Source organism: Acinetobacter sp. GN11, assembly GCF_054823985.1.
This window is the reverse complement of record NZ_JRVL01000068.1, coordinates 1-11,147: the sequence shown is the minus strand read 5'-3', so window position 1 is coordinate 11,147 and position 11,147 is coordinate 1. Positions and strand designations below refer to the sequence as shown.

The window sequence follows — 11,147 nt, the reverse complement described above, 5'->3', positions numbered from 1 at the left end:
AAACACATCAAAGTCAGCTTTGAGGTTTAAACCTTTAATCTGATTGAGTACTTCATTTGACACTTTAGGTGCATAACCAGACACCTGTAACAGAGCCAAGATCAAAGATGTAAACTCATGGCCCATTGGTAAGCCGGCAAAAAACACACGAGGTTCTTCACCTGCTTTAGCCACACCAAAGCTTGGACGGCGTGTATTGTTGCCATCAAAACGGGCAGTCACTTTGTCAGAAAGTTCTGCAATTTCTGTCACAAGTTCTTTAATTTGAACAGCTTTATCTGATTGATCTAAAGCAGCAACTAATTCGATTGGACTTTCTAAACGTTCTAAGTAAGCTTTTAATTGAGTTTTAATGTTTTGATCTAACATCTGTTTTTACTCCAATGCATCCAAATTCTTTCAATAGATGCATAGTACGTTAAAACACAGAATAGGTGAAACAGTATGTTTTTATATATTTGATCGGTTTTTTGAATGTTGATTGGCACTTATAAATAATATCAAGAAGTTAAAGTGGAATTTGTCTTTAGGTAATCTTTATTACTCTTTTTCATCTTTTAAAGTGAAAGTGTTTAAAAAATTATATATGTTATATGGCTGTAAAGATTTTATGTCATAACATTAAAAGGTACTTTCATGTCATTGCAACGCGGCATTTATCAGCATTATAAAGGTAATCTCTATCAAGTTTTTTCTGTGGCAAAACACAGCGAGACTGAAGAGCAACTCGTGGTTTATCAGTGTCTTTATGGTGACTATTCAACTTGGGTACGTCCGCTTGATATGTTTACTGAAACGGTTCAAATGGCTGATGGAAGTATCGTGCCGCGGTTCAAGTTAATTCAAAGCACTTAACTCAAATGGCTGTCATATAAAATAACGATTTTAAAGGGTGGAAATATGCCAAATACTTTTTTCTTACAAAGAGTTGAAGATTTATATGACACCTTTAAACGGCACGATGCCCAGCAGTCAGATCGCTTGCTGCGTTATCGAAATATTGAGGCTGAGTCTGCAAAACTTCTGTCGCAATTTATTCGAATGCAACAAGCCAAGTCAATTTTAGAAATCGGTACTTCAACAGGTTATTCTACTTTATGGCTTGCTGAGGCTGCACAAGCGACTCACGGAAAAGTAACGACGCTTGAAATTGATGCCAATCGTAGTGCCGAGGCGAAGCGCCATGTTACTGAACTGGCATTAGATGAAGTCGTCGATTTTTGGATCGGGGATGCCGCCGATTATTTAAAAGAATCTCAGGAAACTTTCGATTTTATTTTGTTAGATGCTGAGCGCAATGCTTACGAAAATTATTGGCCCGATTTAAAGCGTCTGATGAAGCCCAATGGTGGTGTTCTCATTATTGATAACGTCATTTCACATGCGGCTGAAGTAAGTTCATTCTTATCTTTAATTAAAAACGATGGAAATTTTATGAGCAGTATTTTGCCGATAGGTGCTGGTTTATGTATGGTGGTTCTAAAGTAGGTTCACTTTCTTGAGATATTCTTGCCGATAAGCTTGGGGACTACAACCCTGTACTTTATTAAATGCGCGGGTAAAGTTGGCAGGGTTGGAATAGCCTAGTTCATAGGCAATATGGGTAATGGTAAAGGTAGAATTCTCTAATAAATCAATGGCACGCTCAGTGCTGATTTGTTGCTTTAAATTTTGAAATTCAACGCCTTGCTGCTGTAAATAGCGTTGCAAGGTTTTGGTCGAAATGTTTAATACTTTGGCACATTCCATTAGGGTTGGGACTTGATTAGCTTGTCGCAACATCATGCTGACCCATTCAACAATTTCACCTTGATGATAGATCTTCTGGATTTGTTCCTGACAGCGTTGTTCAACTATTTTTAAACTATGTGCATCAGCTAAAGGTAAGGGAAGTGCTAATTGTTGTTGATCAATCACCACGCGGATACCTGAAAGCCACGTATAGTTAAAGTGGAAATTGGCTTTTACTAAGGATATGTAACGTTCTTGATAGCTAGGCTCTGGAATACTCAAATACACTTGGTAGCGTTGTAATTGCTGACCTGCCAACTCTAACAAGCTGTAGTAAAAGGCCACGGCAATCGCTTCAATATGAAAGGCCAAACATTGCTTATTCATCTGCAAAATCGGTTCAAATAATAGTTCAACCTTTTGCTGATTGGCCGGAAACTGAATGCTGAGCTTAAAACTCGGCATAATCAGTCTGAAATATTGCGCAATTAGCCTAAGTGCATGTTCCAGATTAGGACTGGTCATTAGTGCATAGCCAACCAGACTATGTGAGCTGAGCTTGATATTTTTACCCAGTTCAAAGGCCAAGTCTTGGGTATTGGGCAGACTTAAACCCATCTCAATAAATTGTTCAATTTGTTGAATCGATAATAATTCTGTTTTTGCCAGTTCTTGCTGGAATGCCCTCAATAAATCATTATCGTATTGATGTGTGCTGATTAAAATTTCAATCAGCCGTAAATAATAACGTGATGGAATAACAGGAATCTGTTGCTTCTGCACAAGAAAAGCTCAGTAAAGTCTTAAAATGATAATAGCAAGTCTTAAAATGATAATATAGAGGGGCTATGAAGGAACACAATCAATTCAAGTAAAACATTTTGTGTTTGATTGGAGTCTCTAATGAATATGCATACTCAACTGGATGTCGAGCAAGCGACAACAACATTTAAGGATAAAAAGCGTCATTTATGGCTATTGGGTTTGGCCGTACCGACCATTGCAATGGGTGGCCTAGCGGGCTATCAATTTGGTCCTAAAAAAACTAAAAAGTTCTTCGCTTCATTTGGGCCATTATTTATTCATGGTGTTATTCCGGCATTGGATAAATTGATTGGTGAAGACACGGAAAATCCGCCATTAGACGCAATCGCAGATTTAGAAGCGGATCCGTATTACGCTCGCATTGTTAAACTTTTCATTCCTTTGCAATATGCGACCAATATCTATGGGGCATATTTAGCCAGTCGTAAAAATACATCTCTTGCTGATCAGGTTTTACTAGGAACTTTGGTGGGAATGGTCAATGGGATTGCCATTAATACGGCACATGAACTTAGCCACAAGAATGGGCAGCTTGAACATTATTTATCTCATTTAGCGTTAGCGCCCTCGGGTTATAACCATTTCCGAATTGAACACCCTTATGGACACCACCGCCGCGTTGCGACACCTGAAGACCCAGCATCTTCACAATTTGGTGAAAGCTTTTGGAAGTTTTTACCGCGTACCGTAATTGGCAGTTTTAAATCGGCAATCGAAATTGAAAAGAATCGTTTAGAACGTAAGAAATTGCCTTTCTTCTGTAAGGAAAATGAGCTGATTCATGGCTGGGCGATGTCTGCTGTGTACCATGCAGCCATGTTTGCGAAATTTGGTGCGCGTTCGATTCCATTTCAAGTTACTCAAGCCGCTTATGCAGTAACTTTGTTTGAATCGGTGAATTATATTGAACATTATGGTTTAAAGCGTGCAAAGAAAGAAAATGGGCAATATGAACGTACTATGCCAGAGCACAGCTGGAACAATAATAATGTGGTGACCAATCTGTTCTTATATCAATTACAACGCCATTCAGATCATCATGCTAATCCAACTCGCAGCTTTCAGACCTTACGTCACTTTGAAGATGCGCCGCAATTACCAGCAGGTTATGGTGCAATGATTTTGCCTGCATTTATTCCATCTTGGTGGTCAAAAATTATGGATGATCGCGTTGTCGAGCACTATAAGGGGGACCTTAGTAAAATCAATATGCATGTAGATGTGAAGGAAAAAATGCTAGAGAAATATATTGAGCAAAATGACGCAGCTTAATAGCCAAAAGATATAAAACAGATCAGCTCCCAGCGGGCTGATTTTTTATGATTAAGCAGAAATACGGAGTCTGTTAAAATGCAGATCAAACTCAAGATATTTGTGAACAAATGCAGTTTTATCATTTGTACGTAGTAAATTATTGTAGATAAACTCTGGAACTGGATGGTAGAGCTCACCTGAGCCATTGCTATAGAAAATTTTTAAATAGCGTGAAGAAACATCGTATTTCCAAGAGGTTACAACAACAGATTTTTCCATATAACTACTCCTACTTTTGTTTGATCTTTTAATACATATATAAAACTCTTTTGTTTCATAATTCGACAGTACTCTAAGTTAAGCAGGCTGACAATTCATAAATGAATCTTGCTATAAATTTATAAGTATAAGAATTGTAAAAAATTAGCTATAAAATTTGGGTGTGGAATAGAGCTTAGATTTATAAAAATAACCAATAAAAAAACCACCCTAAAAAGGGTGGTTTTCAGACGTATTGGTCTAATCTAAAAAATTAGATTTTACCAACTAGGTCGATAGATGGAGCAAGAGTAGCTTCGCCTTCTTTCCATTTAGCTGGGCAAACTTCACCTGGGTGAGAGTGTACGTATTGAGCAGCTTTTACTTTACGAAGAAGTTCAGACGCGTCACGGCCGATACCACCAGCGTTAAGTTCAACGATTTGGATTTTACCTTCTGGATCGATAACGAAAGTACCACGGTCAGCTAAACCTTCAGATTCGATAAGAACGTCGAAGTTTTTAGAAAGAGTCCAAGTTGGGTCACCAACTAATGGATATTGAATTTTTTTGATTTCTTCAGAAGTGTCGTGCCAAGCTTTGTGCGTGAAGTGTGTATCAGTAGATACAGCATAAATTTCAACACCAAGTTTTTGGAATTCAGCGTAGTTGTCTGCTAAGTCACCAAGTTCAGTTGGACAAACGAAAGTGAAGTCAGCTGGATAGAAGAATACAACAGACCACTTACCTTTAAGGTTAGTTTCGTTAACTTCAACAAATTGGCCGTTGTGGTAAGCAGTTGCTTGGAATGGTTTAACTTCAGTATTAATCAAGCTCATCATTGTCTCCATGATTGAGGTTTATATTTAAACTTGTTTACGAGATGTAGAATAAATAAAAATTCTTTATTGGGGAAATAGTATTTTTACATGACTAAAATCGGAAAATTGAATAAGTGATAAATTTGCGATTTTTAAGTCCCCAAATACTGTATTCGATTTGACTGCAAAAACATGTAAATCAAATGACAGTTATAGTAAAAGAAACTTGCCTAACAACATGAAGTCTAGTGAGTGAGAATTCAAGGGTAAAATGTAAAAAAATTAAAAATATATAAAAAACCAAGTGTTTTACCTGAAGAGCATTACAGCGTAAAATAGCGGATTGTTGTATTTTCAGGAAAGTTTGTCTGTGCAGAATGGTTTAAATATAGATCAGTGGGTGATGGCAAGAGATCGTTACCGTTTAAATCGTTTGCGTAAAGATAAAAAAGCCAATACAGCAGAGATTGAAAAATTATTTGAACAATCTAATGCCAAAGTAAGGCAGCGATTTGAACGTCTCCCTAAAATTAAACTGAATCAGGAACTACCTGTTTCGCAATATGCTGACCGTTTAATTGATGCGATTCAAAAGCATCAGGTCATTATTGTGGCAGGCGAAACTGGCTCAGGTAAAACCACTCAGCTTCCTCAAATTGCAATGCTAGCAGGTCGTGGCTTAACAGGTATGATTGGGCATACACAGCCACGCCGTTTGGCTGCACGTAGTGTTTCTCAGCGTATTGCAGAAGAAGTCGGCGAAAAGCTTGGCGAATCGATTGGTTTTAAAATCCGTTTTAATGAACAAGGTTCACAAGACTCAATTGTACGGTTAATGACCGATGGTATTTTGCTTGCCGAGTTAGGCAATGACCGTTTCTTGTCTAAATATGACACGATTATTATTGATGAAGCGCATGAACGCTCACTCAATATTGATTTTATTATGGGTTATTTAAAGCAGTTACTGCCAAAACGCCCAGACTTAAAAGTTATCGTGACTTCAGCAACTTTAGATGTAAATCGTTTTAGTAATTACTTTAATGATGCGCCTATTTTTGAAGTGGAAGGGCGTAGTTATCCGGTCGAAGTGCTTTATCGCCCAATTTCAGAGATGAATATTGGCGGAAGTGATGACGATGAGTTTGATGATTTCGAAGAAAACTTGCCTCGAGCAGTCGTACAGGCAGTTGAAGAATGCTTTGCTGACGCAGAAGCAAAAGGTCATCCTGAACATGCTGATATTTTAATTTTCTCAAGCACCGAGCAAGAAATTCGTGAGTTGCAGGAAACCTTGCAAAAGTACGGACCAAGACATACCGAAATTTTACCTTTGTATGCGCGCTTAGCTGTTTCTGAGCAACAAAGGATTTTCAGTCCAGGTGGAAAGGGTCGCCGTATTATTATTGCGACCAACGTGGCCGAAACTGCACTAACTGTTCCAAATATTCGCTATGTGATTGATAGCGGTTTTGCTCGTATTTCTCGCTATAACTACCGTTCACGTGTGCAACGTTTACCAATTGAAGCAATTTCTCAGGCTGCTGCCAATCAGCGTAAAGGGCGTTGTGGTCGTATTGCTGCGGGTGTGTGTATTCGTTTATATAGCGAAGAAGATTTCGTAAGCCGCCCCGAATTTACCGAACCTGAAATTAAACGAACCAACTTGGCTTCTGTTATTTTGCAAATGCACAGTTTAGGTTTGGGTGAGTTAGAAAACTTTGATTTTATTGAGCCACCAGATTTCCGTCTTGTAAATGATGGTCGTAAGTTACTCATTGAGTTAGGGGCACTTAACGAGAAGAAAAATGAGCTGACTAAAGTCGGGCAAATGATGGCACGTATGCCAATTGACCCACGACTCGCTCGTATGATCATTGGCGGTGCTCATTTTGGCGTGCTCAAAGAAATCTTGATTGTGGTGAGTGCTTTAGCGGTTCAAGACCCGCGTGAGCGTCCGGCAGACAAACAAATGCAGGCTGACCAAAAGCATGCTTTGTTCAAAGAAGCAGATTCAGATTTTCTGTTTTATTTAAAACTTTGGGATACTTTAAATCCTAAAGGTGAAGCAGGTATGTCTGAAAATAAACGACGTCAGTTTGCCAAGCAGAATTTTTTAAGTTGGTTGCGTTTACGCGAATGGAAACAGACGCATCATCAGTTAGTTGAGTTAGCAGAAGGTTTAAAACTCAGCTTTAATGAAAAAGATGCTAACTATGAAAACTTGCATCGTGCATTGCTGACAGGTTTGTTGTCTTTTATTGCCAATAAAACTGATGAACGCAACACCTTTATGGCAGTGCGTCAGCAAAAGGCTAAAGTCTTTCCAGCAAGTACTTTGCACAAAACCAATACCTCTTGGGTGATGGCTTTTGAGATGGTCGAAACCTCTCAAGTGTACTTACGTACTTTAGCTAAAATTGACCCTGAATGGATTTTGCTTGCTGCACGTGATTTATTGAAATATCACTATTTCGAGCCGCATTGGTCTAAGAAAGCTGGGATCGTAAATGCGTATGCGCAAATTTCTCTGTTTGGTTTAATTATTGAACCAAAGCGGTTAATTAATTTTGAGAAAGTTGACCAGCCTGCTGCGCATGAGATTTTCTTACGTGATGCATTAACTACTGGTAATTTGGGTACGATCCCACCATTTTTAAAACACAACTTACTTAAACTTGAAGAAGTGGAGCGAGTTGAGGATAAATTGCGTCGCCGTGATTTAGTGGTCGATGAAGAAACGATTTATCAGTTTTATGCTTCTAAGATTCCTGAAGAAATCGCAAGTCGTCGTAGTTTTGAAGACTGGCGTGCGACGGTAGAAGCGAATCATCCACGTTATTTATTTATTGAAGATGATTCACTTTGGCTCAATGACCGACCAACAACGCAGCAATTCCCAGATCATCTACACAATGGGCAGCTACGTTTAGCAACGACCTATCATTTTGACCCGAGCCATGACGAAGATGGGGCGACTGTTCAAATTCCTGTACAGGCATTGCCTCAAGTTGATGAAAATATTTGGTCATGGGGAATTCCGGGTTGGCGCCAAGATTTAATTGAGGCTTTACTTAAAGCTTTACCTAAAGATAAGCGTCGTAATGTAGTGCCTATTCCTGATACTGCTCGCAAGCTCATGCAAGGCATTGATGCAGTACATTTACGTGAACATATCTTTAGTTATTTAGCTTTTGCCTTACGTGGTGAGCAAATTACTGACAAAGATTTCTCGTTTGAACGCATTGATCCATATTTGGTGCCTTTCATTAAAGTTATTGATGAAAAAGGTAAGTTGATTGCAAAAGGCCGTGATTTACCTGAGTTAAAAGCGCGTTGCCGTGTGGAAACACATCGTCCAGTAAAACAGCAAAAAGGTGAGTTTAAAAACTTCCCTGAGAATTTTACTTTTGAGGCTTCACATAAAGTTACGGGTGTTGTTGTGAAACAATATCAGGCTTTAGTTCCTACAAAAGCTTTTGCTGAAATTGAAGCTAAAGATGACTCTGGTGTTGTTATACAAACCTTTAATGATCAGGCTGAAGCCATTAAGCAGCATCGTGAAGGGATTATCCGCCTCGTCCATATGCAACTTGGCGATTTGGTTCGCCAGTTGAAAAAGCAGATTTCAAAACCGCTTGCTTTGGCATATTCACCTTTGGGTGATAAAGCTAAGCTTGAGCAGATGTTGGTCTATGCAACGTTGCAAATGGCAATTACAACTTTGCCAATTAATGCAGATGAATTTAACAAACTGCTCGAGCAGGTCAAAAAGCAATTTTTGAGTCATGGTCAACAAGCACTTGAGCAATTAAGTGATATCTATATTCAATGGCAGCAAATTCGCCGTCAGCTTTTAGTGCTTGACCGAGACATATTTGGCCGTAGCGTTGATGATATTGAAGATCAGCTAGATTTAATGTCACTTAGCAATTTTGTTTATTGCCAACCAGTCGATCTTTGGCAGGAATATCCGCGATATTTAAAAGCGCTGCTATTGCGTTTGGATCGATTGCCAAATAATCTACAGCGAGATCATGCCGCTATTGATGATGTCGATCCATGGATGGACAAGGTATTTAAATTCAAAAACGATCCAAAAATCAAAGAATTGTATTTGATGTTGGAAGAATTTCGCATTTCTTTATTTTCTCAACCGATGAAAACCAAGATGCCTATTTCACCAACTCGACTGCAAAAGTTATGGGATCGTTTGGGAATCAGTTAAGATAGATCGGGGTCTGTTTATGTTGTTGTTTAGCCTACAACGCAATTTATAAATGAAAGATTAACAGACCCTATTCATTTTTTTAGGAGTTTTACATGGGCATTCGTATCACAGGTACTGGGTTATTTCATCCAACAGAAATCATTTCTAATGAAGAACTGGCCGACAGTTTAAATGCTTATGTGGAACAATATAACCAAGAGAATGCAGAGAAAATTGCAGCAGGTGAACTCGAAGAATTACGTGGTTCTAGTGCTGAATTTATTGAAAAAGCGTCTGGTATTAAGCGCCGTTACGTGATTGAGAAATCAGGTATTCTTGATCCAAATCGCTTGCGTCCTCGTTTGTCTGAACGTTCAAATGATGAACTTTCACTTCAAGCAGAGTGGGGCGTCATTGCTGCGAAACAGGCAATGGAAAATGCAGGCGTAACTGCTGAAGATATCGATGTTGTGATTTTGGCATGTTCAAACATGCAGCGTGCTTATCCAGCAGTTGCGATTGAAATCCAGTCGGCACTTGGTATTCAAGGTTATGCCTACGACATGAACGTTGCATGTTCAGCTGCTACTTTTGGTTTGAAACAAGCAGCTGATGCAATTCGTTCGGGTGCTCGCCGTGTTTTATTGGTGAATGTCGAGATTACATCGGGTCACCTAGACTACCGTAACCGTGATTGTCACTTCATTTTTGGTGATGTTGCAACGGCTTCTATTATTGAAGAAACGACTACTAAAACTGGTTTTGAAATTTTAGATATTCATTTATTTACTCAATTTTCAAACAACATTCGTAATAACTTTGGTTTCTTAAACCGTAGCGAAGATGCGGTAGTTGACGATAAGTTATTCCGTCAAGATGGCCGAAAAGTATTTAAAGATGTTTGTCCGTTAGTGGCAAAAATCATTAATGCGCAGTTGGAAAAAATGCAGTTAACTGCAAACGATATTAAGCGTTTCTGGTTACACCAAGCCAATGCGAACATGAATGAACTAATCTTGAAATATGTGGCTGGTAAAGAAGCAGATTTAAGCCGTGCACCAATTATTCTAGATGAGTTTGCAAATACCTCTTCAGCAGGTGTGATCATTGCTTTACACCGTACAGGTCATGAAGTGGATAATGGCGAATATGGTGTGATTTCATCTTTCGGTGCTGGTTATTCAGTAGGTTCGATTGTTGTACAAAAGCACATTGCTTAAGTTGCTGGTTTAATTAAAACGCTCGTAAGAGCGTTTTTTTATGGCTCAAAAATAATAAAGCGGACTAAAATTAGCCCGCTTCAATTGAATCAAAAGTTATTAAAACTTTTTAGTGTAGTTTACAAACAAACGATCTTCGCCAAAGTCATTGCCGTGTTTTACGTTGTAATCAATGCGAATATATTGCAGAGCAACACCTTTTAAGAATGGCTGCTGAAATGCATAGTTTAAAATCACATTCGACTCAGTTTCATGGTTTTTCTCGCCATTGGCTGCTTTAAAGTCATGTCCATAAACATATTTCACCATTGCGTTTAAGCCCAGCACATAATCTTTAAAGTCGTAGCCGTACATGACATGGTAAGACTTTTCATCTTCTTTAAAGAATCCAGTGGTATTCCAGTTAATGAAATAGGTCTCTGGTAAGAAGCCATCTGGTAACGGATAAGCCGACTCACCCATAATTTGTTGGTATCCTAAACCAAAGGTATGGTTTTTTACTTTGAGCGTTTCTAGCACCCCGATGTTTTGCGCATCGATATCAAAAGTATTGCCATCATCTTTTGCATTGAAGTATTTAAACTTAGAAGTAAGAGCGAAATTAGGTTGTTTCCAATTATGCTCAAGCCCAACATAGTGTTTGTTATAGAGGTCTTCTAAATTACCAAAGTAATATTCACCCTTGAGTGACGGCGTAAATTGGTAGCGTAGGTCAATATAATTTAAGCCATCCGATTCTTTGGTAATTCCATTTGCCGTGAATGAAAACCTCTTAAAGTCTTCTTCATTTCGTGGGGATACTTTTTCAACCCGACCAATTTCAGCATAG

The 11,147-nt window shown here is 38.7% G+C and carries 9 protein-coding genes and 1 pseudogene; 5 read left to right on the top strand and 5 right to left on the bottom strand.

Going from position 1 to position 11,147, the window contains the following annotated elements; all coding sequences use genetic code 11:
- Nucleotides 1–369 (bottom strand): annotated as a pseudogene (locus NL42_RS08250) (alkyl hydroperoxide reductase subunit F); the annotation flags it as partial.
- A 267-nt stretch (nucleotides 370–636) separates the two neighbouring features.
- On the opposite strand from NL42_RS08250, the gene NL42_RS08245 reads away from it, so the two are divergent.
- Nucleotides 637–855 carry a DUF1653 domain-containing protein gene (locus tag NL42_RS08245; protein ID WP_049837791.1) on the top strand — a complete coding sequence of 73 codons (219 nt, stop codon included), beginning with the start codon at nucleotides 637–639 and terminating at the stop codon, nucleotides 853–855.
- A 45-nt stretch (nucleotides 856–900) separates the two neighbouring features.
- Complete coding sequence (locus NL42_RS08240) at nucleotides 901–1,488, top strand: O-methyltransferase (protein WP_461312407.1); 588 nt, start codon at nucleotides 901–903, stop codon at nucleotides 1,486–1,488.
- Here the strand turns inward: NL42_RS08240 and NL42_RS08235 are convergent.
- On the bottom strand, nucleotides 1,480–2,514 hold the full coding sequence (locus tag NL42_RS08235) for a helix-turn-helix domain-containing protein (RefSeq protein WP_461312406.1): 1,035 nt from the start codon (nucleotides 2,512–2,514) through the stop codon (nucleotides 1,480–1,482). The two genes, NL42_RS08240 and NL42_RS08235, sit on opposite strands and share 9 nt — an antisense overlap.
- 120 nt (nucleotides 2,515–2,634) lie before the next feature.
- On the opposite strand from NL42_RS08235, the gene NL42_RS08230 reads away from it, so the two are divergent.
- Complete coding sequence (locus tag NL42_RS08230) at nucleotides 2,635–3,828, top strand: alkane 1-monooxygenase (protein ID WP_461312405.1); 1,194 nt, start codon at nucleotides 2,635–2,637, stop codon at nucleotides 3,826–3,828.
- A 51-nt stretch (nucleotides 3,829–3,879) separates the two neighbouring features.
- Here the strand turns inward: NL42_RS08230 and NL42_RS08225 are convergent, their stop codons facing one another.
- Together NL42_RS08225 and ahpC are read right to left on the bottom strand one after the other, a co-directional pair.
- A complete protein-coding gene (locus NL42_RS08225; RefSeq protein WP_004793625.1) occupies nucleotides 3,880–4,089 on the bottom strand; it encodes a KTSC domain-containing protein in 210 nt (69 codons plus the stop codon).
- 253 nt (nucleotides 4,090–4,342) lie between these two features.
- On the bottom strand, nucleotides 4,343–4,906 hold the full coding sequence (gene ahpC, locus NL42_RS08220) for an alkyl hydroperoxide reductase subunit C (RefSeq protein ID WP_016138759.1): 564 nt from the start codon (nucleotides 4,904–4,906) through the stop codon (nucleotides 4,343–4,345).
- A gap of 352 nt (nucleotides 4,907–5,258) precedes the next feature.
- Between ahpC and hrpA the strand changes: the two genes are divergently transcribed.
- A complete protein-coding gene (gene hrpA, locus NL42_RS08215; RefSeq protein WP_461312404.1) occupies nucleotides 5,259–9,116 on the top strand; it encodes an ATP-dependent RNA helicase HrpA in 3,858 nt (1,285 codons plus the stop codon).
- A 95-nt stretch (nucleotides 9,117–9,211) separates the two neighbouring features.
- On the top strand, nucleotides 9,212–10,318 hold the full coding sequence (locus tag NL42_RS08210; protein ID WP_461312403.1) for a beta-ketoacyl-ACP synthase III: 1,107 nt from the start codon (nucleotides 9,212–9,214) through the stop codon (nucleotides 10,316–10,318).
- A 99-nt stretch (nucleotides 10,319–10,417) separates the two neighbouring features.
- On the opposite strand, the gene NL42_RS08205 is transcribed toward NL42_RS08210, so the two are convergent.
- Nucleotides 10,418–11,147: OprD family outer membrane porin (locus tag NL42_RS08205; RefSeq protein WP_461312402.1), on the bottom strand; the 730-nt coding region annotated here is incomplete at its 5' end.